We start from the raw sequence: 23,638 nt of genomic DNA, 5'->3' as shown, positions 1-23,638 counted from the left end.
GAGGCGTGTGGCTTTTCCGCGCTGTTTACTCGCTCCCGTCGTCCGGCTGCTGTGCCGGGGCGATGCGGATGCCGCGCCGCGCCAGCGCTTCGCGCAGCAGGAACTCGATCTCGGCGTTCACGCTGCGCAGGTCGTTGGCGGCCAGGCGCTGCAACTGCTCCCACAGGGCGGGATCGATGCGCAGCGGGTAGGACTTTTTTCCAGGACTTGCCACTTCGTATCGCCTCGTGTCGATGATCAGTTATACAGGGTGCCGGCATTGACGATGGGCTGCGTCTCGCGGTCCGAGCACAATACCACCAGCAGGTTGCTGACCATGGACGCCTTGCGTTCCGCGTCCAGTTCGACGATCTCGCGCTCCGCCAGTCCCTTCAGGGCTTCCTCCACCATGCCGACCGCGCCGCGCACGATCTGGGCCCGGGCGCTGATGATCGCCTGCGCCTGCTGGCGGCGCAGCATGACCTGCGCGATCTCGGGCGCGTAGGCCAGGTGGGTCAGCTTGGCGTCCACCGTCTCCACGCCTGCCGCCTCGAAACGGTCGGTCAGTTCGCTGCGCAGCGCCGCCGTCACCTCGGCCGCGCCGCCGCGCAGGGTCAGCTCGCCCGGCGCCAGGTCTTCGCCTTCGTCGTAGGCGTACTGCGCGGCCAGGTGGCGCAGGGCCGCTTCCGCCTGCACGCTCACATAGCGTTCGAAGCTGTCGACCTCGAACATCGCCTGCGCGGTATCGCGCACGCGCCAGACCACGGCCGCCGCGATCTCGACCGGATTGCCGCGCTTGTCGTTCACCTTGATGGTCTGGATGTTCAGGTTGCGCGCGCGGACGCTCAGGCGGTGCTTGCGATACAGCGGGAAGGCCCAGCGCAGGCCTTCGCTGCGGTCGGTGCCGACGTAGCGGCCGAACAGGGTCAGCACCGCCGTTTCGTTCGGCTGCAGCATGTACAGGCCGCTGAAGGCGAGGATGCCCAGCACGACCAGCAGCACGCCCGGCAGCACCGCGCCGCCGCGCAGCAGCATGGCGCCGACGCCGATGGCGAGCAGGCCGGCGCCGGCGCCCAGGTAACCGTTCATCGACGAAAGCGCGGTTTCGTGCCGTTTGTTCATGGTCATTGCTGGTCTCCGAAGTGATCTAAAAGTGATATCACTTTAAGATCAATTTTTCCGCTCGTCAAGACATTCATTGAACAGACGCCCCGGCCCGCCGGCGTTCCCATGCGCATTGCATATTCCGCGAAAAACGTCATCCATTCCCGGTTTTCTGCAGCCTGTCACAAACGGCTGACATTGCTTTTCATCAAAGATAGATTAACAACGAGGAAATACTATCCGTCGATCCGCCCCGGCAGGACGCGGCATCGCACCATCTATAACTAGGGAGAAGCAACGATGTTATCGATCAAGCAGCTCAACAAGACCTACGCCAACGGCGTCAAGGCCATCAACAATGTCAGCCTCGAGATCCCGAACGGCATGTTTGGCCTGCTGGGACCGAACGGCGCCGGCAAGTCCTCGCTCATGCGCACCATCGCGACGCTGCAGGATCCCGACAGCGGCAGCATCCATTTCCACGGCCTCGATGTCCTGCAGAACAAGGAAGGGCTGCTGCGCCAGCTCGGCTACCTGCCGCAGGACTTCGGTGTCTACCCGAAAGTCAGCGCGGAGCGGCTGCTGAACCACTTCGCCGTCCTCAAGGGCCTGACCGGCAAGGGCGAGCGCAAGGAAGCGGTCGAGGGCCTGCTGCACCAGACCAACCTGTGGGAGGCGCGCAAGCGCGCCCTCGGCACCTATTCGGGCGGCATGCGCCAGCGCTTCGGCATCGCCCAGGCCCTGCTCGGCGCGCCGCGCCTGGTGATCGTCGACGAGCCGACCGCCGGCCTCGACCCGGACGAACGCAACCGCTTCCTGAACCTGCTGGCCAAGATCGGCGAGCAGGTGGTCGTGATCCTGTCCACCCACATCGTCGAGGACGTGACCGACCTGTGCCCGCGCATGGCGATGATCGCCAAGGGCACGGTGCTGCTGCAGGGCGAACCCCAGGCCGCGATCGACACGCTCAAGAACCGCGTCTGGCGCCGCACGATCAGCCAGGAAGCGCTGGCGGAATACCAGGAACGCTTCAAAGTGCTGTCGACGCGCCTGGTGGCCGGCCGTCCACAGATCAACGTGTATGCCGAGTCGCAGCCGGACGACGGTTTCGTCAGCGTCGAGCCGGACCTGGAAGACGTCTACTTCCTCCAGATCCGCAACGCCGGCCGCGCCGCGCAAGCGGCCGCGCCGGCCGCATCGACCGACCACACGCCGGCGATGGCATAAGGGGCGGCCATGCTGAGAGAATTCTTCAAGTTCGAACTCGCTACCCAGTTGCGCCAGCCCCTGCTGTGGGTCTGCGCGCTGCTGTTCGGCGCGCTGGCCTTCGGCGCCACCACCACCGACGCGATCCAGGTCGGCGGCGCCATCGGCAACGTCAACCGCAACGCGCCGCTGGTCGTGGCCCAGCTGCTCGGCTCCTTCAGCCTGATCTCGATGTTCGTCGTCACCATCTTCATCGCCGGCACCGTGCTGCGCGACGCCGACGTCGGCATTTCCGACATGCTGTTCGCCACGCCGATGAAGAAGCACGACTACCTGGTCGGCCGCTTCGCCGCCGGCCTGGTGGCCTGCCTGTTCATCTTCGCCCTGATCGTCGCCGGTTCGATGCTCGGCCCGCTGATGCCCTGGGTCGACGCCCAGCGCGTCGGCCCCTTCCCGGGCAGCGCCTACCTGTGGGCGCTCGGCGTCATCGTGGTGCCCAACCTGTTCTTCATCGGCGCGGTGCTGATGCTGCTGGCCTCGACCACGCGCTCGATCATGCTGGTCTACGTCGGCGTGCTGGCCTTCTTCGTGCTGTGGATCGTCGCCGGCCGCTTCACCGCGGATATCGACAACGAGTGGATCGCCGTCCTGACCGACCCCTTCGGCATCCGCGCGCTGGGCCGCGCCACCCGCTATTTCTCCACCGCCGAGGCGAACGCGGGCCTGCCTGACTTCGCCGGCTACATCCTGGCCAACCGCGTGCTCTGGGCCGGCGTCGCGCTGGCGCTGTTCGGCCTGACCCTGGCCCTGTTCAAGCCGCAGCGCGCCGGCACCGGCAAGCGCCTGTTCGGCAAGGCCAGGATGCCGGCGCCGGCCGCGCCTGCCGCTGCTCCCCGTGCGCTGCCGCGCATCGAACCGCGCTTCGGCCGCGCCACGCGCTGGGCCCAGTGCCGCCACATCTTCGCTTTCGACGCCGCGGCCGTCTTCAAGAGCGTGCCTTTCCTCGTCATGCTGCTCTTCGGCGTGCTGAACATGGTCGGCTCCGCCTCCCAGATGGACCGGATGTTCGGCACCGACGTCTATCCGATGACCCACCTGATGATCGACATGATGGAGGGCAGCTTCAACTTCATGCTGCTCATCATCGTGACCTTTTACGCCGGCGAACTGATCTTCAAGGAACGCCAGGCCAGGATCGCCGACGTCGTCGATGCGATGCCGACCCCGAACTGGGCGCCGTTGGTCGCCAAGAGCCTGGCGCTGGTGGGCGTGGTGCTGGCCTTCCTGTTCACCGGCGTCCTGGCCGCGATCGCGATCCAGCTGGTCAGGGGCGGCGCCCCGGTCGAGCTGGCGCTCTACGCCAAGGGCATGCTGGTCTCGAGCGTTCCCTTCATCCTCCTGGGCCTGATCGCCATCGTCCTGCAGGTGGTCACGAACAACAAGTTCGCCGGCTACGCCCTGATGATCGTCCTGATGGTGTCGCAGGTCGTCGCCCTCGTCATGCACTTCGACCACAACCTGTACAACATCGGCGGCCTGCCGCGCACGCCGTACTCGGACATGAACGGCTACGGCCACTTCCTCGCGGGCTGGGCCTGGTTCGCGCTGTACTGGACCCTGTTCACCGTGGCAGCCCTGATCGTGGCCCAGGCCTTCTGGGTACGCGGCCTGTCGGTCGACTGGCGCACCCGCTTGCGCACGGCCGGCCAGCGCCTGAAGGGGCCTTCCGGCGTGGCGCTGGCGGCCTGCGGCATCGCATTCGCCGGGGTCGGCGCATGGATCCTCCACAACACGAACACCCTGGCGCGCTACGAGGCCGGCAACGTGGCGATGGACAAGCAGGCCGAGTACGAAAAGACCTACCGCAAGTACAAGGACCTGCCGCACGCGAAGATCGTCGACGTGCGCGCCAACGTGGATATCTATCCGGAGGAGCGCCGGGTCGCGATCCGGGGCCGCTACGTCCTGGAGAACAAGACGGGCAAGCCGCTGGACACGCTGCGCCTGCAGCGCAACCCGGATGTCGCGACCACCCTGTCGGGACTGCCCGCGCACAAGGTCGAGCTGGACGACAGGAAGTTCGGCTTCACCATCATCAAGCTGGACCAGGCCCTGGCGCCCGGCGCCCGCCTGCCGCTGGACTTCGCGGTCGACGTGCGCCGTCCGGGCTTCACGAACGGCGGGACGGCCGATACCATCAACCTGAACGGCACCTTCTTCAACAACCGCGAGTTCTTCCCGCAGATCGGTTACCAGCCGGGCGGCGAGCTGACCGACCGTAACGAGCGCCGCAAGCGCGGCCTGGGCGAACCCGAGCGCATGGCCAAGCTGGAAGACAAGGCGGCGCGCGCCAACACCATGTTCGGCCAGGATGCGGACTGGATCGATTTCGAGACCGTCGTCTCGACCAGCGGCGACCAGGTCGCGCTGGCGCCGGGCTACCTGCAGAAGTCGTGGAAGGAAAACGGCCGCAACTACTTCCAGTACAGGATGGACCAGAAGATGATGCCGTTCTTCGCCTACCTGTCGGCCGACTGGGCGGTGAAGAAGGGCGAGTGGAAGGGCATCCCGATCGAGATCTACCACGACAGGAAGCACGCCTACAACGTCGACCGGATGATCGCGGGCACGCAGAAGTCGCTGGACTATTTCACGACCCGGTTCACGCCCTACCAGCACAAGCAGGTGCGCATCCTGGAGTTCCCGAACTACCAGAGCTTCGCCCAGTCCTTCGCCAACACGATCCCGTTCTCGGAGTCGATCGGCTTCATCGCCGACCTGCGCGACAAGGACGCCATCGACTACGTGTTCTACGTGACGGCCCACGAAATGGCGCACCAGTGGTGGGGCCACCAGGTGACCGCCGCCAACGTGCAGGGATCGAGCATGCTGATCGAATCGCTGTCGCAATACTCGGCGCTGATGGTGATGGAGAAGGAATATGGCCGCCAGCAGATGCGCCGCTTCCTGCGCTACGAACTCGATCGTTACCTGAGTTCGCGCGGCGGCGAGCTGATCGAGGAACTGCCGCTGGTGCGGGTGGAAAACCAGGCCTACATCCACTACCGCAAGGGCAGCCTGGTCTTCTACCGCCTGCGCGACGAGATCGGCGAAGAAGCCCTGAACCGCGCCCTGAAGCGCTTCTTGCAGGACAAGGGCTACCAGGAGTCGCCGTTCGCTACCTCCGCCGAGCTGGTCGACTATATCCGCGCCGAAGCCCCGCCATCGAAGCAGGCCCTGATCACCGACCTGTTCGAGAAGATCGTCTTCTACGACAACCGCGTGCTGGAGGCCAGCGCGAAGAAGCGCAGCGACGGCCAGTGGGACGTGACCATGAAGCTGCACCTGGCCAAGACGGAGGCCGACGGCAAGGGCAAGGAGAACCCGCGCGCCTACGACGAACCGGTGGAAGTCGGCGTCTTCGCCCGCGCCAGGGGCGCCAAGGAAGCCGACGAAAAGGTGCTGCTGCTGGAGAAGCGTGCGCTCTCGGGCGCGAATCCGGTGCTGACCGTGACGGTCAAGGAACAACCGTTCGAGGTCGGCGTCGATCCCTACAACAAGATGATCGACCGGGTGTCGCGCGACAACCGCAAGGAGGTCAGCATCGAGTGAAGGGAGGGAAGGGGCGAGGCGGGCGCACGATTGCTGACCGCAAGGTCAGCAATCGTGCGCGTTGTTAATATGATATTGGCGATAATAAAAGTGTTGTCGCGCCAGACAAAGTCTGGCGGACATTTTTTGAACAACACTTTTCTATTGGAGAACCCATGTCCAGCCCAGCCACGCGCGCCGTCCGCCCCTCCCTGAACAAGATCGTCGTCAATGCCGTCAAGGGCGCCATCCTGCTGGGCGCCGCGACGGCCGGCATGGCCCAGGCCCAGCAATCGCCGGCCCTGGACCGTATCAGCATTTCCGGCGGCGCCTTCTATGCCGATCCCGAGATCCACCTCGGCGGCGACACCCGCTACGGCCGCGTCGACACGCCCGACGAAAAGATCGGCCACGAGAGCCTGCCGCGCGCCAAGGCCGAGCTGTTGTTCGGCGACAGCCACGGCCTGTCCTTCGATTACTTCCGCTTCAGCAAAGGCTACGGCGCCACGCTCGACGGCGACACCGTGTACGAAGGCCGTCCGGTGAGCGGCAGCATCGAGGCCGACGCCAAGCTGCGCCTGGAGATGGCGCGCCTGGCGTACAAGCTGTGGTTCGGCAAGGAAAAGAGCGTGTTCGGCGTCGGCCTGGGCGCGGCCTACCTGCGCGCCAAGATTTCCGGTTCGGCCGATGCGCAGGTGAGCGCATCCAACCCGCCCGAGACCTATACCTGGAGCGGCAGCGGCTCGTCCAGCGATGGCGTCTGGGCGCCGACGATCGAGCTGGCCTGGCGCTACGCCCTGAACGACAAGGTGCGCCTGTACGCCGAAGCGGGCGGCGTCAAGAAGAACGGCGGCACGGTCGAGGGCCACGTCTACAATGGCGCCGCCGGCGTCGAATGGCTGGCCGCCCGCAACGTCTCGCTGATGCTCGACTACGGCATCCAGAAGATCGACCTGCACCGCAATGGCGAACGCACTGCCGACCTCGACCTGAAGCTGACCGGCCCCTCGGCCTTCGTCAAGGTCCGCTTCTAAGACTGGATTCAAGGGCGAGGTCCGAGAGCCGGACCTCGTACCTGCTTTTCTTTCGCCATATCCTGTCGAGAAATCTTACGAAAATATTATTAATTTTCGGGCAATTATCATAACTCATTGTTTTTTATAAATATTTTCTCTCAGGCACATTTCCTGCTAACGAATGGTATTGCACGATGTTTTACCCTCGGTATCAGTGTGACATCCCTCGCATTGCTCCCGAAACTACCATCACCGGTCGGGATAACGACCATTCACTTGACAGGAATGCGCAATGAATCTGATGAAAAGTCTGAAAAAAGCAGCTGCTGCCGTCATGTTCTTCTCGGCAGGCGTGGCGAATGCGGGGCTGTACCAGTTCGATCTCACCGGCGATTACAACGCCAGCTGGCAGCTGGACTCCACCCTCGCGTCGGATGTTCCCTATCCCGGCCTCGGCTTCACCGTCTATGACGTCTTCGGTAACTTCCCGGGTTCGTGGTTCGACGTGGCCGACCTGACCTTCTTCAACGCTTCCATCGGCGGCGGCATGGAGATCCTCGACTGGTACGGCGACACGCTCCTGCTGAGCACCGACGGCCTCCAGCTCTACACCGGTTCCGAATACACGCCGACCTTCAAGCTCGGCACCTTCAACCTGACCCAGTACCTGGGGACCGGCGTCTACACCCTGACGGTCACCGACCTCGATGCCACCCCGGGCGAGCCGTCGCCCGTGCCGGAGCCGGCCACCACCGCGATGCTGCTGGGCGGCCTGGGCGCACTGTACGCCGTCCGCCGGCGCCGCCAGCAGTAAGCCTCAGGCAAGCCTCACTCGGCGCGCCTTGCCCACTTCTGCGCCAGCACGGCGCAGACCATCAGCTGGATCTGGTGGAACAGCATCACCGGCAGGATGATCATCCCCAGCGCCGAAGGCGCGAACAGCACCTTGGCCATCGGCACGCCGGTGGCCAAACTCTTTTTCGAGCCGCAGAACACGATCGTGATCTCGTCCTCTTTCGAGAAGCCCGCGCGGCGGCTGGTCCAGGTGGCCAGGCCCAGGGCGATCGCCAGCATCAGGCAGCTGACGCCGATCAGCGCGAACAGGGTCCAGCCCGAGACGTGTTGCCACAGGCCTTCGGTCACGGATTCCGAGAACGCGGTGTAGACCACCAGCAGGATCGAACCCTGGTCGACGTAGCGCAGCACCGGCTTGTGACGGTCGATGAAGGCGCCGATCCAGGGGCGCAGCAACTGGCCGGCAAGGAAGGGCAGCAGCAGCTGTTCGACGATGCTCAGCACCTGCGACCAGCCCGAGCCGCCGCCGGCCGCGCCGCCGTCGCTGACGATCAGCGCACCGACCAGCATGGGGGTGAGGAAGATGCCGAGGAAGTTCGAGGCCGAGGCGCTGCAGACGGCCGCCGCCACGTTCCCGCGCGCCATGGCGGTAAAGGCGATCGAGGACTGCACGGTCGAGGGCAGCACGCACAGGAACAGGATGCCGAGATACAGGTCCGGCGTGAGCAGCCCCAGGGCCAGCGGCTTCATGGCCAGGCCCATCAGCGGGAACATGACGAAGGTCGAGGCCAGGACCAGCAGGTGCAGGCGCCAGTGCATCAGGCCGGCGACGATGGCTTCGCGCGAGAGCTTGGCGCCGTGCAGGAAGAACAGCAGGCCGATGGCGACCGTGGTGACGTCGCCCAGCGCGACGGCGACCTGGCCGCTGGCGGGCAGGAAGCTCGCCAGCACGACCATGCCGAGCAGCGCCACGGTATAGGCGTCGAGCGCGAGCTTGTGCGCGAGGGTGGAGAGGAGGGTGGCGAGGCGTCCCATGGCGTTCCTTCGAAATGCCAGCCCGGCGGGCAATCCTCCATTCTAGCCAGAATGCACGAGTTGCGGGGCACGCGGTACGCTCCATGCATCCTGTATGGACGGCGAAAAACCTTTTTCCGGCCCCGGCCAAGGGCTATACTCGCGCTTGTTCCAACTCATCCGGGGTCCTACCTTGTTCAAATCGATCGTCCTGCCCGTCGCCCTGATCGGCGTGGCCGCCCATGCCGTCGCCGACGAAGGCCAGTGGCAACCGCACCAGCTGCCGCAGCTGAAATCCGAACTGAAACGCATCGGCATCACGATGCCGGCCGAGAAGCTGGCCGACCTGTCGAAGCATCCGATGAGCGCGATCGTCTCGCTGGGCGGCTGCTCGGCCTCGTTCGTGTCGCCGGACGGCCTGGTGGTCACCAACCACCATTGCGCCTACGGCGCCATCCAGCGCAATTCGACCGCGGAAAAGAACTACATCGTCGACGGCTTCCTGGCCAAGACCCGCGCCGAGGAACTGCCGGGCGGTCCGAACACCCTGGTGTACGTGACCGAGAAGGTCGAGAACGTCACCGATCGCGTGCTGAAGGGCCTGGGCGGCAGCATGAGCGGGCGCGAGCGCAGCGAAGCGATTTCCGCGCGCATCAAGGCCTTGATCGCCGAGTGCGAGAGCGACAAGGCCTACCGCTGCTCGGTGCCGGCCTTCCACCGCGGCCTCGAGTACTACCGCATCAAGCAGCTGATGATCCGCGACGTGCGCCTGGTGCACGCGCCGTCGGACAAGATCGGCAACTTCGGCGGCGACATCGACAACTACGAGTGGCCGCGCCAGACCGGCGACTACAGCTTCCTGCGTGCCTACGTCGGCCCCGACGGCCGCCCGGCCGATCCGTCGCCGAACAACGTGCCCTACAAGTCGAAGGACTTCCTGGTGGTGTCCGCCGAAGGCCTGAAGAACGGCGACCCGATCCTGCTGGCCGGCTACCCGGGCCGCACCAGCCGCTACAAGCTGCCGTCGGAAATCCGCTTCGCGCGCGAGGTCGACTACCCGGCCAAGGTCGCGACCATCACCGCCGACCTCGACGTGATCGCTGCCGCCACCCGCGGCAACGCCGCCTGGGACGTGCGCTACGCCAGCGTCGCCAAGAGCCTGAACAACGTGCTGAAGAAGACCCAGGGCCTGCTCGACGGCTTCGCGCGCAAGGACATCGCCGCCATCAAGGACGTGCAGGACGCCGAGTTCCGCGCCTGGTACGGCAAGAACGGCAGCGCGGGCAACCTGCTGGCCGACCTGGACGCCGTGATCGCGTCGGACATGGCGCTGTCGCGCGAGGAAGCGGCCTATGCCGAGGCTACGCATAGCGACCTGCTCAAGAGCGCGCGCACCCTGTACCGCCTGGCCCAGGAGCGCCAGAAGCCGGACGCCCAGCGCGACGCCGGCTACCAGGAACGCGACCTGTCCTTCATCAAGGCGCGCCTGACCCGCCTCGAGCAGTCCTTCGTGCCGGACGTCGACCAGGCGCGCTGGGCCGCCGCATTGACGCGTTATGCGAAGATCGACCAGAAGCTGCGTCCGCAGGGCCTGGACGCCCTGGCGCCGAACGCCGCCAGCCTGGACGCCTTCTACAAGGGCACCGAGCTGGCCGACACCGCCAAGCGCCTGGCCTGGATGAACGCGGACGTCGATGCTTTCCGCAAGTCGAACGATCCCTTCATCCAGCTCGCCGTGCGCCTGAATGAGGTCGCCGACGCGCTCGAGAACCGCCGCAAGGACATCGACGGCAACCTGGACCGCACCATCCCGCAGTACATGAGCGCCGTCATCGCCTGGAAGAAGTCGCAGGGTAAACCGGTCTACCCGGACGCCAACTCGACCCTGCGCGTGACCTACGGCACCGTGTCGCCGTACGCGCCGCGCGACGGCCTGGTCAAGGGCCCGTTCACGACCGTCGCGGGTATCCTCGAGAAGGAAACCGACAAGGACCCGTTCCTGGTGCCTGCAACGCTGAAGAAAGCGGTGCTGGAAAAGCGCTATGGCGCGTTCAAGGACCCGGTGCTGGGCACCGTGCCGGTCAACTTCCTGTCGAGCGCCGACACCACCGGCGGCAACTCGGGTTCGGCCGTGATGAACAAGCGCGGCGAACTGGTCGGCCTGAACTTCGACTCGACCTACGAGTCGATCACCAAGGACTGGTACTTCGACACCGCGATCACGCGCGCGATCCACGTCGACATCCGCTACATGCTGTGGGTGATGAAGGAGGTCGACGGCGCCGACAACCTGCTGAAGGAAATGACGATCAAGTATCCGAAGAAATAAGCAGTCTGGATCGATCGAAGAACCGCGGCCGGAGCGATCCGGCCGCGGTTTTTTTATGCTGGATTGCGGGAACACGTCCGGCATACCCGCCTGGCGCTGCCCGGCTGCGAACAGGGGTGTCCGGAACCGGACGGTTCGGCTTGCGCATTCGGGCGCCAGCTCGCATAATCGCCCGCTGACCTGCCGCCGCGATGCAGTACGCCATGCAGCAGCCTCGATCCGTCCGCGCACGGCCCCGCCTTCCCATCGACACGCCCGAATGAACGAAACACTCGCCGTCCTCGGTTTCAGCACCACGCCCCTCGAACTGGTCTCGTTTGCCCTGGCGGTGACGACCGTGCTGCTCAACGTCCGCCAGAACCACTGGGCCTGGCTGTTCTCGATCACGTCCTCGGCCACTTATGCGGTGGTGTTTTTCGACGCGCGCCTGTACGGCGACAGCGGCCTGCAGCTGGTGTTCATCGCGGCCTCGGTGTGGGGCTGGTACCAATGGCTGCGCGGTGCAGCAGAGACGCGGCTGGTGGTGACGCGCCTCGGGGCCGCCGGCTGGGCCTGGGCAGTGGCGGCATGGGGCCTGGGTTTTCTCCTGCTGTCCTGGTTCCTGAAGAACTACACGAACACCGACGTGCCGCACATCGACGGCTTCCTCACCGCCGGCAGCCTGGTCGGCCAGCTCCTGCTGGCGCGCAAGAAAGTCGAGAACTGGCACGTCTGGATCGTGGTCGACGTGCTCTACGTCGGCCTCTACCTGTACAAGGACCTGCACGTGACGGCCGTGCTGTATGCGGTGTTCGTGCTGCTGGCGGCGCGCGGGCTGCGCGCCTGGAGCAATATCGCGCGAGTGGCGCAATGAGTGTGTTCTCGATGAACGCGCCTTTGCGCATCGCCGTTCTCGGCGCCGAGTCGAGCGGCAAGTCGACCCTGTGCGAAGCGCTGGCCCGGCGCTACGCTACCCTCTGGGTGCCGGAATACCTGCGCGAATTCGTCGACACGATGGGGCGGGTGCCGTTCGAGGACGACCAGTTCGGCATCGCGCGCACCCAGCGCGAACGCGAGGACGCCGCCGCCGCGCAGGCAGGACGTTACCTGTTCTGCGACACCACGCCGCTGATGACGGCCCTCTACAGCCGCGTCTACTGGGGCAGGGTGGATGACCGACTGGGGGAACTGGCGCGCAGCCACGATTACGCGCTGACCCTGGTGACCGCCACGGATACGCCATGGACGCCGGACGGGCTGCAGCGCGAATCGGAAGAGGTGCGCCAGATGGTGCACCGGATGGTGCTGGCCGAGCTGAACGAACGGGGCATCCCGTTCGTGTTGATCAGCGGAGACCTGCCGCGGCGTCTGCGGCAGGTGGAGCTGGCGTTGGCAGCCCTTTAGAAGTCGAACTGCGCCGACACGCGGAAGGTGCGCGGCGCGCCCGGCAGCAGGTAGCCGCCCAGTTGCTGGGTGACGTCGCGCCAGTAGAACTTGTCGAACAGGTTGTCGACGCGGGCGCGCAGGGTCACGTTCGTCGTTCCCATCTTCAGGCCGTAGGACGCGCCCAGGCCGAACACGTGGTAGCCCGGCACGTAGACCGTGTTCTCGGGATCGAAGGACTTCTTGCCGGCATACTGCCACTGGCCGCTGACTTTCAGGCCCGGCAGTGCCGGCACCGCATAGTCGGCCCACAGGGTCGTCTTCAGTTCCGGGACGTTGGTGGCGCGCTTGCCGTCGTAGCGGGCGTCGCCCGTGCCTTCCTGCTTCGCGCGCAGCGCCATCAGGGTCGCGCCGTAGGTCAGGTCGCCGCTGCTGCGCTGGGCCGCCAGTTCGAAGCCGCGGTGCTGCTGGTCGCCGTTGCGGACGAAGGTGTCCGCCGCGTTCGTGTACTCGAGGCCGGTCGTGATCTGAAACAGCGCGGCGCTCAAGGCGACGTCGCCGAACTGGCCCTTGGTGCCGAGCTCGAACTGCTTCGAGCGGTTCGGGCCCAGGTCCTCGTTCTCGTTGGTCGTGCCCATCTCGGCCACGCCGCCCGACTGCAGGCCGTGGGCGACGGTGCCGTAGACGTTCCAGTTCGGCGTCAGGCCGTAGACCAGCGAGACGCTCGGCAGCACATAACTGGCCTTGCTCGACGTCCAGCCCAGTTCCGGTTCCGGCAATTGGCTGCTGTCGATTTTGGTGTAGCGCAGGCCGGCGTGCAGGGTCAGTTCCGGCGTGAGCGTCACGATGTCCTGCACGAACAGCGAACGTTCGCGCTCGGTGTAGCGTTCCGAGACCGGGCCGGTGCTCGGGTTGCCCGGCGCCGGATCGACGATCAAATTGTTGTAGATGTTGCTGTAGCCGGCGTAGTCGTAGACGTAGTCGCCGTAGCTGTTGTGGCGCTCGGCGTACCCGAGGCCGGCGGTGAGCACGTGGCGCAGGCCGCCCAGCGCGAAGCGGCCCTGGACCTGGGCCTGGACGCCGAACGGGGTCTTGCGCTCGCCAACGCTCTGGTAGTCGTAGACGTCGTAGTCGCCGTTCGAGCAGAAGCCCGGATAGTAGCCGTCGCCCTCGTTGCTGCAGCCGTAAGGGAAGGCGGTGTAGTCGTCGCGCTTGAACCAGTGCTTGTTGGCGGTAACGGTGGCGCGCCAGTCGGCGTTGAGGCGATAGTCGAAGCGCAGGCCGAAGTTGGCGCTGTCGGTGTCGACCGGCCTGGTCCAGGGCTGGGCATTGAGCAGGGTCTTGGCCGAGACGCCGCGCGGCAGTGCGACACCGCGGATCAGCTGGTAGCCCGGCGCGGTGACCTGTTCCTTGTGCTGGAAGTCGGCATCGAGCTGGAGCAGGGCGTCCGGGCTGATCTGCCAGTCGAAGGCGCCGGACACGAACTGGCGCTCGCCATCGGCCCCTTTGATGTAGGAGCGCAGGCGCTCGGCGGCGGCGTTCACGCGGTAGCCGAAGCGTTTATCGTCGAACCGCCCGCCGAGGTCGACGGCGCCATACAGGGTGCCGCGCTCGCGCGCTTCGACGGTCGCCGAACGCAGATCGTTGTTGGTCGGGCGCTTGGTGACGAAGTTCAGGATGCCGCCCGGCGCCGCCAGGCCGGACTGCATGCCGGCCACGCCCTTGAGCAGCTCCAGTCGCTCCTTGTTCTCCAGCGGGATCTGGGTATCGGCGGGAATCGCGATGCCGTCCTTGCGGTAGCCCGAGTTATTGTTCAGCATGAAGCCGCGCACCGAGAACTGCTCGGCATAGCCGACCGCGTTGTAGGCGTCGCCGACCGAGGCGTCGTAGGCGAGGGCATCGCTGGCGCTGCGGATCGACAGGTCCTGCATCCGTTCGCGGCCGAAGGCGCTCACCGAGGCCGGGGTGTCGATGATCGGCATGTCGGCGAAGCCGCCGACGCTGGCGCGGTCGCTGACCGTCCACTTGCTGCCGCTGACGACCACCGAGGGGATGGCCTGCGCGTTTTCCACGGTCTCGTCGGAGGCGGCAGCGGAACCGGATATGGCGAACGCCTGCGCGATCGCACAGGCGAGGAGGGAATGCTTGAATACAGGTTTCATGAGTTTGCTCGTTTTCGCGCACCGCGTCGGCGGCGCACTGCTTTCAAAAAAGCCGGAGCCAACGTGGGGGAAGGGCAAACAAGGATGTCGAACTGCGTTGCGCTTTCCTTCGCTGGCATTATCCAGATCAGGTACGAAGGGTATCTCTCACCCGGAACGCGAATTCCAGGACCCCTAGCGAAGGCGCGAGTGTACCACGGGCTTCTTGCGCCGTGGTGGTTCTGTCAATGGATGGGGGTGCGCGTCTCGGTCGCGAACAATTGATCCTCGTAGGGTGGACACCTGTGTCCACGCGGTATGGCACAGACGATCAATCGAAACGTGACGATGGAAGGCTACGTAGGGTGGGCTCTCGAGCCCACGCGGTCTCACGGCTTGGGCAAATGGAACCTCAAGCGAAGCCGGGGCGGCTGGATGACGGGGAGTTCCTGTCGCGTTGCGGTATGCACCAGCACGACCGCGTGGGTTCGAGAACCCACCCTACGAAAAACACACCTCACGCCTCGGCCGCCTCGCGCAGCGGCGCCGCATGCCCGGAGTGCGCACGCCCGTGCAGCAGGTGGCGCTGCAGCGTCGTGCGCGCGGCGTCGCCGATCGTGCGCCAGTGTTCGCGGCGCTGGGCGGCGCGCTTGCGGTGCTTGGACGGCATGTCGGCCAACGGCTTCAGGTAGAAGGGAAGCGTGATGCGCCAGGTGTCGCCCGGGAGCTCGGTCCCGCCCAGGATTTTCCAGAAGCCGTCGTAGGCATTCGCGAAGTGCTTGAGTTCCAGTGGGTCGTAGGCGATGTGGGCGGTGCACTTGACCGCCGCCACCTGCTCCATGCCCAGGGCCTGGGCCACGCCCTGCATCGCGGCGAAGCAGAAGAAGCTCGGGGAGTTGTTCGGGAAGGCATTCTCGAAGGCCTCGAAGGCCGCGCCGGAATCAAGCCAGCGTCCCTGGTTGCGGGCAACGAAGGGCAGCAGGCCGGCCGGCAGCCCGGCGATGGCGCCGGCGACCCAAGAAAAGGACAGCCGGTGCAGCACCTTGCCGTCGGCGACCAGGGCGATGGTCAGGTCGCCCTCGGCGTTCATGCGCGAGGCCATCTCCAGGCGGATCAGGAAGCGGCTGCCGTTCGCCTCGTGCTGCCAGAGCGCCAGCCCGCCGCTCGCGTACACCGCCTGCTTGTAGGCGGCGTCGAAACTGCTGTCCTCGAAACGGTAGTGCGCCAGCACGCACTGCACGCGCTGGCGCGCGCTCAAGCCCTTGACCAGGTAATCGCGGTGGCTCAGGTGGTGGAACAGGTCGTCGCTTGCGACCGCGGCAAGATGGTTGCGCACGACGTCGAGCCGGCACAGCGCTGCGTGCTCGCGCCAGTACAGCAGCACGCGCGAACTACGCAGTACCGACAGCAGGCGCGAGGAGAGGGGCAGCTGGCCGCGGCGGGCCAGCCAGTGCTTGGTCAGGTGAGCGAAAATCATGGTGGCGCTCCGTGAAAGGCGGTAGTCCACGCTATGGTGGCTTACCTCCCTGGCGCTAGCGGTGATATTGCTCAAGGGAAATAAGTTCTTTGAAGCAATCTTTTCGACGCTACGACGGCGGTTCGCGAACACGGTGTCGGCTCCTTCAGGTGTGCTTTTCTCGTTGAACACTACGGTTCGTTTCTTGCCAGAATAGCACGAGCCGCGCGCGGCCCCGCCGATTTTTGCCTGATACTGCCGGTTCGACGATGGCGGAGGACACCATGACTTATGAACTGTTCTACTGGCCCAGCATCCAGGGCCGCGGCGAATTCGTCCGGCTGGCGCTGGAGGAAGCGGGCGTCGACTATGTGGATGTGGCGCGCGGCCCGAAGGGTGTCGAGAAACTGATGGCGGCGCTGAAGGAGGACGCGAGGCCGGCCTTTGCGCCGCCTTTCCTGCGTGTCGAGGGGATGACGATCGGCCAGACGGCGGCGATCCTGATGTTCATCGGCGAGCGCCATGGCCTGGCGCCGAACGACCCGGCGGGCCGGATCTGGACCCAGCAGCTGCAACTGACGATCGCCGACCTGGTCGCCGAGGCGCACGAGACCCACCATCCAGTCGGGGCCTCGCTCTACTACGAGGACCAGCAGGCCGAGGCCTTGCGCCGCGCACGGGAGTTCACGGCGCAGCGCATCCCCAAGTTCCTCGGCTATTTCGCCCGCGTGCTGGGGAAACAGGACTACCTGCTGGGACAGGAGGTGACCTATGCCGACCTGTCGCTGTTCCAGGCGCTCGAAGGCCTGGAGTACGCATTTCCGAAGGCGACGGCGAAAGAGCTGAAGCGCCATCCGCAGCTCGATGAACTGCGCCGGCGCGTCGCGGGCAGGCCACGCATCGCCGCCTACCTGGCTTCGGATAGACGCATCCCCTTCAACGAAGAGGGGATCTTCCGCCGCTATCCGGAGCTCGACATCTAGGTCAATCCCACGCCGGTGCGAAGTCCGGGCTGACCAGGCGCTCGCCGCGTTCGAGGGCATCGATGGCGGCGACGGCGTCCGCATCGAGCTGCAGGCGGCTTGCTGCGAGATTGCTTTCGAGGTTGGCGCGCAGGGTCGAGGAGGGGATTACGGCGTAACCCTTCGCCAGCAGCCAGGCCAGCGTGACCTGGGCCGGCGTCGCCCCGATGCGGTCGGCGATCGCCTGGATCGCCGGGTCGTCCAGCACCTTGCCGTAGGCGAGCGGCATGTAGGCCGTGACGTGGATCCCGTGCTCGCGCGCGAATGCGGCCACCGCGCGGTTCTGCAGGTAGGGGTGGAGTTCGACCTGGTTGGTGGCGATGTTCTGCGCGCCGACGGCGTCGATGGCTTCCCGCATCAGCGGGATCGTGAAGTTCGAGATGCCGATGGCACGCGTCAGGCCGCGCTCGCGCGCCCCCATCAGCGCGCGCATCGATTCGGCCACCGGGACCGCCGCGCCGGGCGAAGGCCAGTGGATCAGCGTCAGGTCGACCGTGTCCATGCGCAGCTTGCGCAGGCTTTCTTCCAGGCTCGGGATCAAGGCGTCGGCCGCCAGGTGTTCGGTCCAGATCTTGGTGGTGACGAAGACCTCGCCGCGCGCCACGCCGCTCTGCGCGAGGGCCTGGCCGACCTCGCTTTCGTTGTCGTAGATCTGGGCGGTGTCGATGTGGCGGTAGCCGAGGTCGAGGGCGTTGGCGACGCTGTCGATGGCCTGCTGGCCTTGCAGGCGGAAGGTGCCTGCGCCGATCTGGGGCATAGTCATTTGCTTGTTCATGTGGTTTCCTTTGTTGTGATTAAACGAGTTCCGTGGCCCGCTTGGACTGCGAGCGGGTGCTGCGGGCGGCATCGCGCCGGTCGAGGCGTCCGGCCAGTGTGGCCAAGGCCAGGGCGCCGGCCACGACCACGGCGCCGATCGGCGGCGTGGCCATCAGTCCGAGGTTTTCGACGATCAGGCCGCCGCCCCAGGCGCCGAGCGCGATGCCGAGGTTGAAGGCGGCGATGTTCAGGCCCGACGCCATGTCCAGCGCTTGCGGCGCGTCTTTCTCGGCGCGCTGCACCACGTAGAGCTGCAGGCCGGGCACGTTGCCGAAGGCGACTGCGCCCCAGGCCAGCACGGTGGCGATCACCAGTACCGGGTGCGGCGCGGTGAATGTCAACACGGCCAGCACGGCGGCGAGCAGCGCGAACACGATCTGCAGCGCGCGCACCGGTCCCTTGCGGTCGGCCAGGCGCCCGCCCCAGATATTGCCGGCGGCGACAGAGACGCCATAGACCAGCATCACCAGGCCAACGCTCGAGGCGGCGAAGCCGGCCACGTCCTGCAGGATCGGGGCGAGGTAGGTGAAGGCGACGAAGGAGCCGCCATAGCCGAGCGTGGTGATGGCGTACACCAGCAGCAGGCGCGGTTTCTTCAGCACCGCGAACTGGGCCGCGAGGCTGGCCGGCTTGGCGTCGCCGATCGAGGAGGGCACCAGGATCGCGCTGCCGATCATCGCGATCACGCCGAGCAGGGCCACCGCCAGGAAGGTCGACTGCCAGCCGAACTGCTGGCCGATCCAGGTGCCGAGCGGCACGCCGGTCACCAGCGCGACGGTCAGTCCGGTGAACATCAGGGCGATGGCGCGCGCGGCCTTTTCCTTCGGCACCAGGCTGGTGGCGATGGTCGAGCCGATCGAGAAGAAGACGCCGTGCGCCAGGCCGGTCAGCACCCGCGCCGCCATTAGGGCGGCATAGCCCGGCGCGACGGAAGCAACCAGGTTGCCGGCCGTGAACAGCAGCATCAGGCCGATCAGGAGGCGCTTGCGCGGCACGCGCGCGGTGAGGGCGGTCAGCACCGGCGCGCCGACCGCGACGCCGAGCGCGTACAGGCTGACCAGCAGCCCGGCCGATGGCAGGGAGACGCCGAGGCTGGCGGCGACGTCTGGAATCAGGCCGACGATCACGAATTCCGTCGTCCCGATGGCAAAGGCGCTCAAGGTAAGCGCCCAGAGTGCGAGTGGCATGTTGCTCTCTCTATGTGAAAAGAAAGAGCGCAGTGTGATGGATTCGTCCTTCGCGAAAAATCCTTTGCCCTACAATACACTTTTGACTGGGAGTCACGAATGATCGACGTAGAGGCCTTGATTGCATTCTCCGCCGTCATGGATGCGGGATCGTTCACCAAGGCCGCCGAGCGCCTCGGCCAGACGCCGTCCGGCGTCTCGCGCACCATCGCGCGGCTGGAACATCACCTCGGCCTGACGCTCCTGCACCGCACCACGCGCCGCCTGCAGCTCACCGACGAAGGCGCCTGGCTGCTGGAACGGGCTCGCGCCTTGCTGGCCGACCTGGCCAACACCGAGGCGGAAGCGGCCGCGCGCCGGTCCCAGCCCTCGGGCCTGGTGCGGGTGAACGCCGCCACGCCGGCCTACGATCACCTGCTCGCGCCCCTGGTGCCGGCCTTTCTCGATGCCTATCCCCTGGTGCAGCTGGAGCTGACCAGCGGCGAAACCGTGGTCGACCTGATCGAGGAGCGGGCGGACGTCGCGGTCCGTATCGGCCAGTTGCCCGACTCGACGTTGAACGCGCGCCGCCTGGGCAGCAGCCGCATCCGCGTGCTGGCCGCGCCGTCCTACCTGGAGCGCCACGGGACCCCGGCGGGCGTGGCCGAGCTGGCGCGCCATCGCCTGCTCGGCTTTTCCGCGCCGGCGTCGCTGAACACCTGGCCGCTGGTGCACGATGGCGCCGAGGGCTACACGATCGCGCCGGCCGTCACCGCATCGAGCGGCGAGACGGTGCGCCACCTGGCCCTGAACGGCGCCGGCATCGCCTCGCTGTCGGACTTCATGACCCGCGCCGACGTCGCCGCTGGACGCCTGGTGCCGGTGCTGGCGGATGCCGCGCTGCCGTGGTCGCAGCCGGTCTGGGCGGTGTTCTACAAGCAGGGCGCGCTGGCGCCACGGGTGGCGGCGCTGGTCGAGTTCCTGGCGCGCGAGCTGTCGTTCGTGCTGGATGAATGAGGGTGCAGGACGCCTCTGGCGCAGCGCAACATCGAGACTGGTTGCACGAACTTCAAGGCCCAGCTAGGCTCAATAGAGCAGTACCAGAACCCACCGCAGTGGTCACCCATCCTGAAAGGAAAGCACCATGAGTTCGGAAGTCAAGCCGGTCGAAGAAGGCATGCACACCATCACCCCGCACCTGGTCTGTGCGAACTGCCGCGAGGCCATCGAGTTCTATAAAAAGGCCTTCGGGGCCGAGGAAGTCATGTCCATGCCCATGCCCGACGGCAAAGTCGGCCACGCCATGCTGCGCATCGGCGACTCGCCGCTATTCCTGGCCGACGAATTCCCAGACTATGGTTCCTTCGGGCCGCTCGCCCTGAAAGGCTCGCCGGTCACGATCCACCTGTCGGTGCCGAACGTCGATGCGTTATGGGAAAAGGCGGTGGCGGCCGGCGCCACGGTGCGCATGCAATTGGCCGACCAGTTCTGGGGCGACCGCTATGGCCAGCTCGACGATCCCTTCGGACACCGCTGGTCGCTGGCCCAGCACATCCGCGACGTTTCGCCGGAAGAGATGGAAGAGGCGATGAAGCGCGAGTGCGCCTGAGGAAAGGTTTGGCCCGCGAAAAGGGGCATGCACGGACCGCGCCGGTAAGCGGCGCAGCCCAGGCAGGCCTGCGTGAAGCGGATGACGCCCGCGGTTCCACGGGTGCCGCCGCCTGCCTCAGACCGCGGCCGCGCTCAGATGCTGGTAAAGGATGGTGCTGCCGATGACGATCAGGACCACGCCGCCGGCCAGCTCCGCGCGCTTGCCCGCCAGCGCGCCCAGGCCGCGGCCGAGCATCACGCCGAGCGTCACCATGAGGAAGGTGGCGAAGCCGATCGCGGCCGAGACGACCAGGATGTCCGCATCCACGAAGGCCAGGCCGGCGCCGACGATCAGCGCGTCGATGCTGGTGGCGACGCTGGTGACCGCCAGGCGCAGGAAGGAGTGGCTCGAGGGTTTCTCTTCCACGGCATCCGGCGCGCTGAGGCCTTCGCGGATCATGCGCAGGCCGAGCGCGGCCAGCAGCACGAAGGCGATCCAGTGGTCCCAGGCCTGCACATAGGGCGCCGCGGCCTGGCCGAGCGCCCAACCGAGCAGGGGCGTAAGGCCCTCGATCACGCCGAAGATCAGGCCGGTACGCAAGGCCTCGCGCAGCTGCGGACGTTGCAATGCGGCGCCCTTGCCGACGGCGGCGGCGAAAGCATCGGTGGACATGGCGAAGGCGAGGGAGGCGGTTGCTGCAAGATTCATCGGGGTCTCGTTGCCGGGCGAGCACAAAGGCAAGCCGCGCGGCCCGGACAACGCACGCGGTCTTGCCAAAGGTCTTGCCAACCGAGCGGCATGCGCAGTCCGGATACACGGCTCCGGACGCGGCGTCGGCTGCCCGTACCACGGCGACTGATGTTTGCTGGCCGAGTATGTTGATACGGGAACTTCCTGGGAAGGAAGCAGGCTACTCCCCAATGGGTGCCGCCATTATAACCGAAGGGGCGCTGCTCCTCAGCAATAAATATGTGAACATTTGCACAAGAACGCGGGGCCACGTAGACTGTCTTGCTTACCGCGCGATGTGCACGTCGTCGTGGCGGCGGACCCACATTCACCCGCCGGCCGCGTGCCGGCCAGCCCAGGGAGACCAGCTTGGATACCATCGATCACGACAACGGCATGCACGACATCGAGATTGTCGTCGTGCCGCCCACGCACGACCTCGGCGACGGCTTCAAGGTGCGGCGCGCGCTGCCCAGCCGCCAGCGCCGCATGGTCGGACCCTTCGTCTTCCTCGACCAGATGGGCCCGCACGTGTTCCAGCCCGGCCAGGGCCTGGATGTGCGGCCGCACCCGCACGTCTGCCTGGCCACCGTCACTTACCTGTTCAGCGGCGAGATCCTGCACCGCGACAGCCTGGGCAGCGTGCAGCCGATCAAGCCGGGCGAAGTCAACTGGATGACGGCCGGGCGCGGCATCGTCCATTCCGAGCGCACCGCCAGCGAACGCCGCAGCCAGGGTTCCGACCTGTTCGGCCTGCAATGCTGGGTGGCCCTGCCGCGCGCAAGCGAGGAAAGCGATCCTGGCTTCGCCCACATCGACGCGGAGGACTTGCCCTTCATCGAGGATGGCGGCGTCAGCGCGCGCGTGGTGGCCGGCAGCTACTGGGGCAAGAAGGCGCCGGTGCCCACCCATTCGGACATGTTCTACGTCGACCTGCACCTGCAGGCCGGCGCGCGCATCGCGATGCCGGCGGAATACCACGAGCAGGCGCTGTACATCGTCGAAGGGCAGCTCGACCTGGGCCGCGACGGCGTGTTCGAGGCCGGGCAACTGGTCGTGCTCAAGCCGAAGACCGAGGTGATCCTGTCCGCGCCCGGCCCCGGGCCGACCCGCGCCATGCTGCTCGGCGGCGAACCGATGGACGGTCCGCGCTACCTGTCCTGGAACTTCGTCGCCAGTTCGGAAGACCGCATCGAGCAGGCACGCCAGGACTGGCGCAACGGCGCCTTTCCGCAGGTGCTGGGCGAGACCGAGTTCATTCCGCTGCCCGAGACGCCGGGCCGCCCGGTCCGCTACCCGTGAGCCCAGGCAGGGTACGCGCCGGCGCTGCGGCGGCGTGGTCATATGAGTAATGAATTTTCAAAAGGAAACATGCAATTGGAATATCGTGTCAATACCGGCCATCCCTCGGCCGCCGGCGTGCAGCGCATCGCCGCTTTTTCCGACGGCAGCGAAGGCGGCAACCCGGCCGGCGTCTTGATCGGCGCCGCCCTTCCGTCCGCGGCCGAGATGCAGCGCATTGCGCACGAGATCGGCTATTCCGAGACCGCCTTTGCCGCGCCGCTGGAGGAGGGCGGGGAGGACGGCTACCGGGTGCATTATTTTTCGCCCGAAGCCGAGGTGCCGTTCTGCGGCCACGCGACCATCGCACTGGGCGCGGCGCTGGCGGCGAGCCGGGGCGACGGCGTCTTCGCGCTGACCCTGAACGACGCGCGCATCACGGTCGAGGGCAGGCGCGGCGGCAATCATGCCGGACACCTTGTTTCGGCCGCCCTGCAGTCGCCGCCCACGCGCAGCGCCCCGGCGCCGCTCGCGGCGGTCGCGGACGCGCTGGCGCTGTTCGGCTACCGCGACGACGACCTCGATCCGCGGATCCCGCCGGCGCTGGCCCATGGCGGCGCCGACCACTTGGTGCTGGCGCTGAAGAGCCGCGCGCTGCTGGCGGCGATGCGCTACGACCTGGATGCGGGGCGGCGTTTCATGCGCGGGCTCGGCATCGTCACCGTGGTGCTGGCCTGGGCGGAATCGGATTCGCTGTTCCATACACGCAACCCGTTCGCCGCCGGCGGCGTCTACGAGGATCCAGCGACGGGGGCCGGCACGGCCGCGCTGGCGGGCTACCTGCGCGACCTGGGCTGGCCGCACGGCGGACACATCGAGGTGGTGCAAGGCGAGGACATGGGCATGCGTTCGCGCCTGCGCGCCGACATCGGTGCGGCGCCCGGCAGCTCGATCCGGGTCTCGGGCACGGCGCGCCGTTTGTGAGTCACGTTGGATTAATAACTGACTCGCGGGTTTTGTCAATTTGGAACTAAAGGGTA

The 23,638-nt window shown here is 66.4% G+C and carries 20 protein-coding genes and 1 riboswitch; of the genes, 12 read left to right on the top strand and 8 right to left on the bottom strand.

Going from position 1 to position 23,638, the window contains the following annotated elements:
• Positions 1-25: 25 nt before the first annotated feature.
• Together ACFOPH_RS10695 and ACFOPH_RS10690 are read right to left on the bottom strand one after the other, a co-directional pair.
• A complete protein-coding gene (locus ACFOPH_RS10695; protein WP_379735169.1) occupies positions 26-214 on the bottom strand; it encodes a hypothetical protein in 189 nt (62 codons plus the stop codon).
• 23 nt (positions 215-237) lie between these two features.
• Positions 238-1,101, bottom strand: coding sequence for an SPFH domain-containing protein (locus ACFOPH_RS10690; RefSeq protein WP_379735167.1), 864 nt, complete (start codon positions 1,099-1,101; stop codon positions 238-240).
• Positions 1,102-1,383: 282 nt separating this feature from the next.
• Here ACFOPH_RS10690 and ACFOPH_RS10685 point away from each other — a divergent pair, with 282 nt between their 5' ends.
• The 4 genes from ACFOPH_RS10685 to ACFOPH_RS10670 all read left to right on the top strand — a co-directional run bounded on the left by ACFOPH_RS10685 (position 1,384) and on the right by ACFOPH_RS10670 (position 7,710).
• Positions 1,384-2,310 (top strand): ABC transporter ATP-binding protein, encoded by a 927-nt coding sequence (locus tag ACFOPH_RS10685; protein ID WP_379735165.1) that lies wholly within the window; start codon positions 1,384-1,386, stop codon positions 2,308-2,310.
• Positions 2,311-2,319: 9 nt separating this feature from the next.
• Positions 2,320-5,901, top strand: coding sequence for a M1 family aminopeptidase (locus ACFOPH_RS10680; protein ID WP_379735163.1), 3,582 nt, complete (start codon positions 2,320-2,322; stop codon positions 5,899-5,901).
• 155 nt (positions 5,902-6,056) lie between these two features.
• Positions 6,057-6,914, top strand: coding sequence for a hypothetical protein (locus ACFOPH_RS10675; protein ID WP_312549503.1), 858 nt, complete (start codon positions 6,057-6,059; stop codon positions 6,912-6,914).
• A gap of 274 nt (positions 6,915-7,188) precedes the next feature.
• Complete coding sequence (locus tag ACFOPH_RS10670) at positions 7,189-7,710, top strand: PEP-CTERM sorting domain-containing protein (RefSeq protein ID WP_312549504.1); 522 nt, start codon at positions 7,189-7,191, stop codon at positions 7,708-7,710.
• 14 nt (positions 7,711-7,724) lie between these two features.
• On the opposite strand, the gene ACFOPH_RS10665 is transcribed toward ACFOPH_RS10670, so the two are convergent.
• Positions 7,725-8,726: a bile acid:sodium symporter family protein gene (locus ACFOPH_RS10665; RefSeq protein WP_312549505.1), complete on the bottom strand. Its 1,002-nt coding sequence runs from the start codon at positions 8,724-8,726 to the stop codon at positions 7,725-7,727.
• A 172-nt stretch (positions 8,727-8,898) separates the two neighbouring features.
• On the opposite strand from ACFOPH_RS10665, the gene ACFOPH_RS10660 reads away from it, so the two are divergent.
• The 3 genes from ACFOPH_RS10660 to ACFOPH_RS10650 all read left to right on the top strand — a co-directional run bounded on the left by ACFOPH_RS10660 (position 8,899) and on the right by ACFOPH_RS10650 (position 12,417).
• Complete coding sequence (locus ACFOPH_RS10660) at positions 8,899-11,034, top strand: S46 family peptidase (RefSeq protein WP_312549507.1); 2,136 nt, start codon at positions 8,899-8,901, stop codon at positions 11,032-11,034.
• A 259-nt stretch (positions 11,035-11,293) separates the two neighbouring features.
• Entirely contained in the window at positions 11,294-11,887 is a 594-nt protein-coding gene (gene pnuC, locus ACFOPH_RS10655) for a nicotinamide riboside transporter PnuC (protein WP_312549509.1), read from the top strand.
• 11 nt (positions 11,888-11,898) lie between these two features.
• Positions 11,899-12,417 (top strand): ATP-binding protein, encoded by a 519-nt coding sequence (locus ACFOPH_RS10650; RefSeq protein WP_312549510.1) that lies wholly within the window; start codon positions 11,899-11,901, stop codon positions 12,415-12,417.
• Here the strand turns inward: ACFOPH_RS10650 and ACFOPH_RS10645 are convergent.
• Together ACFOPH_RS10645 and ACFOPH_RS10640 are read right to left on the bottom strand one after the other, a co-directional pair.
• The gene (locus ACFOPH_RS10645) at positions 12,414-14,558 is read right to left on the bottom strand and encodes a TonB-dependent siderophore receptor (RefSeq protein WP_312549511.1); all 2,145 of its coding nucleotides are present in this window, start codon (positions 14,556-14,558) and stop codon (positions 12,414-12,416) included. The genes ACFOPH_RS10650 and ACFOPH_RS10645 overlap by 4 nt on opposite strands.
• Before the next feature lie 87 nt (positions 14,559-14,645).
• Positions 14,646-14,744, bottom strand: a riboswitch (TPP riboswitch).
• Between the two features lie 310 nt (positions 14,745-15,054).
• Positions 15,055-16,014, bottom strand: a complete 960-nt coding sequence (locus ACFOPH_RS10640) for a DUF535 family protein (protein WP_379735159.1) — start codon at positions 16,012-16,014, stop codon at positions 15,055-15,057.
• A 263-nt stretch (positions 16,015-16,277) separates the two neighbouring features.
• On the opposite strand from ACFOPH_RS10640, the gene ACFOPH_RS10635 reads away from it, so the two are divergent.
• Positions 16,278-16,976, top strand: a complete 699-nt coding sequence (locus tag ACFOPH_RS10635) for a glutathione S-transferase (protein ID WP_312549513.1) — start codon at positions 16,278-16,280, stop codon at positions 16,974-16,976.
• A gap of 1 nt (position 16,977) precedes the next feature.
• Here the strand turns inward: ACFOPH_RS10635 and dkgB are convergent, their stop codons facing one another.
• Entirely contained in the window at positions 16,978-17,778 is an 801-nt protein-coding gene (gene dkgB / locus ACFOPH_RS10630) for a 2,5-didehydrogluconate reductase DkgB (RefSeq protein WP_379737908.1), read from the bottom strand.
• A 31-nt stretch (positions 17,779-17,809) separates the two neighbouring features.
• Positions 17,810-19,018 carry an MFS transporter gene (locus ACFOPH_RS10625; RefSeq protein WP_379735157.1) on the bottom strand — a complete coding sequence of 403 codons (1,209 nt, stop codon included), beginning with the start codon at positions 19,016-19,018 and terminating at the stop codon, positions 17,810-17,812.
• Between the two features lie 99 nt (positions 19,019-19,117).
• Here ACFOPH_RS10625 and ACFOPH_RS10620 point away from each other — a divergent pair, with 99 nt between their 5' ends.
• Positions 19,118-20,014, top strand: a complete 897-nt coding sequence (locus ACFOPH_RS10620) for a LysR family transcriptional regulator (protein WP_312549517.1) — start codon at positions 19,118-19,120, stop codon at positions 20,012-20,014.
• A 127-nt stretch (positions 20,015-20,141) separates the two neighbouring features.
• Positions 20,142-20,606: a VOC family protein gene (locus tag ACFOPH_RS10615; RefSeq protein ID WP_312549518.1), complete on the top strand. Its 465-nt coding sequence runs from the start codon at positions 20,142-20,144 to the stop codon at positions 20,604-20,606.
• Positions 20,607-20,723: 117 nt separating this feature from the next.
• Here ACFOPH_RS10615 and ACFOPH_RS10610 read toward each other — a convergent pair whose 3' ends face one another.
• The gene (locus ACFOPH_RS10610; protein ID WP_312549519.1) at positions 20,724-21,296 is read right to left on the bottom strand and encodes a manganese efflux pump MntP; all 573 of its coding nucleotides are present in this window, start codon (positions 21,294-21,296) and stop codon (positions 20,724-20,726) included.
• Positions 21,297-21,713: 417 nt separating this feature from the next.
• Here ACFOPH_RS10610 and ACFOPH_RS10605 point away from each other — a divergent pair, with 417 nt between their 5' ends.
• Positions 21,714-22,619: a pirin family protein gene (locus ACFOPH_RS10605; protein ID WP_379737906.1), complete on the top strand. Its 906-nt coding sequence runs from the start codon at positions 21,714-21,716 to the stop codon at positions 22,617-22,619.
• A 75-nt stretch (positions 22,620-22,694) separates the two neighbouring features.
• Positions 22,695-23,582 (top strand): PhzF family phenazine biosynthesis protein, encoded by an 888-nt coding sequence (locus ACFOPH_RS10600; protein WP_379735154.1) that lies wholly within the window; start codon positions 22,695-22,697, stop codon positions 23,580-23,582.
• Positions 23,583-23,638 lie beyond the last annotated feature (56 nt).

It is taken from the genome of Massilia haematophila (assembly GCF_042647645.1).
Taxonomy (GTDB): domain Bacteria; phylum Pseudomonadota; class Gammaproteobacteria; order Burkholderiales; family Burkholderiaceae_D; genus Telluria; species Telluria haematophila.
The sequence above is the reverse complement of the archived record's forward strand: the minus strand, read 5'-3'. Positions and strand labels throughout refer to the sequence as shown.

Coding starts and splice junctions, on each gene's coding strand:
- ACFOPH_RS10690 (WP_379735167.1), bottom strand. CDS start 1,101: ATGAACAAACGGCACGAAACCGCGCTTTCGTCGATGAACGGTTACCTG.
- ACFOPH_RS10685 (WP_379735165.1), top strand. CDS start 1,384: ATGTTATCGATCAAGCAGCTCAACAAGACCTACGCCAACGGCGTCAAG.
- ACFOPH_RS10680 (WP_379735163.1), top strand. CDS start 2,320: ATGCTGAGAGAATTCTTCAAGTTCGAACTCGCTACCCAGTTGCGCCAG.
- ACFOPH_RS10675 (WP_312549503.1), top strand. CDS start 6,057: ATGTCCAGCCCAGCCACGCGCGCCGTCCGCCCCTCCCTGAACAAGATC.
- ACFOPH_RS10670 (WP_312549504.1), top strand. CDS start 7,189: ATGAATCTGATGAAAAGTCTGAAAAAAGCAGCTGCTGCCGTCATGTTC.
- ACFOPH_RS10665 (WP_312549505.1), bottom strand. CDS start 8,726: ATGGGACGCCTCGCCACCCTCCTCTCCACCCTCGCGCACAAGCTCGCG.
- pnuC (WP_312549509.1), top strand. CDS start 11,294: ATGAACGAAACACTCGCCGTCCTCGGTTTCAGCACCACGCCCCTCGAA.
- ACFOPH_RS10650 (WP_312549510.1), top strand. CDS start 11,899: ATGAACGCGCCTTTGCGCATCGCCGTTCTCGGCGCCGAGTCGAGCGGC.
- ACFOPH_RS10645 (WP_312549511.1), bottom strand. CDS start 14,558: ATGAAACCTGTATTCAAGCATTCCCTCCTCGCCTGTGCGATCGCGCAG.
- ACFOPH_RS10640 (WP_379735159.1), bottom strand. CDS start 16,014: ATGATTTTCGCTCACCTGACCAAGCACTGGCTGGCCCGCCGCGGCCAG.
- ACFOPH_RS10635 (WP_312549513.1), top strand. CDS start 16,278: ATGACTTATGAACTGTTCTACTGGCCCAGCATCCAGGGCCGCGGCGAA.
- dkgB (WP_379737908.1), bottom strand. CDS start 17,778: ATGACTATGCCCCAGATCGGCGCAGGCACCTTCCGCCTGCAAGGCCAG.
- ACFOPH_RS10625 (WP_379735157.1), bottom strand. CDS start 19,018: ATGCCACTCGCACTCTGGGCGCTTACCTTGAGCGCCTTTGCCATCGGG.
- ACFOPH_RS10620 (WP_312549517.1), top strand. CDS start 19,118: ATGATCGACGTAGAGGCCTTGATTGCATTCTCCGCCGTCATGGATGCG.
- ACFOPH_RS10615 (WP_312549518.1), top strand. CDS start 20,142: ATGAGTTCGGAAGTCAAGCCGGTCGAAGAAGGCATGCACACCATCACC.
- ACFOPH_RS10610 (WP_312549519.1), bottom strand. CDS start 21,296: ATGAATCTTGCAGCAACCGCCTCCCTCGCCTTCGCCATGTCCACCGAT.
- ACFOPH_RS10605 (WP_379737906.1), top strand. CDS start 21,714: ATGCACGACATCGAGATTGTCGTCGTGCCGCCCACGCACGACCTCGGC.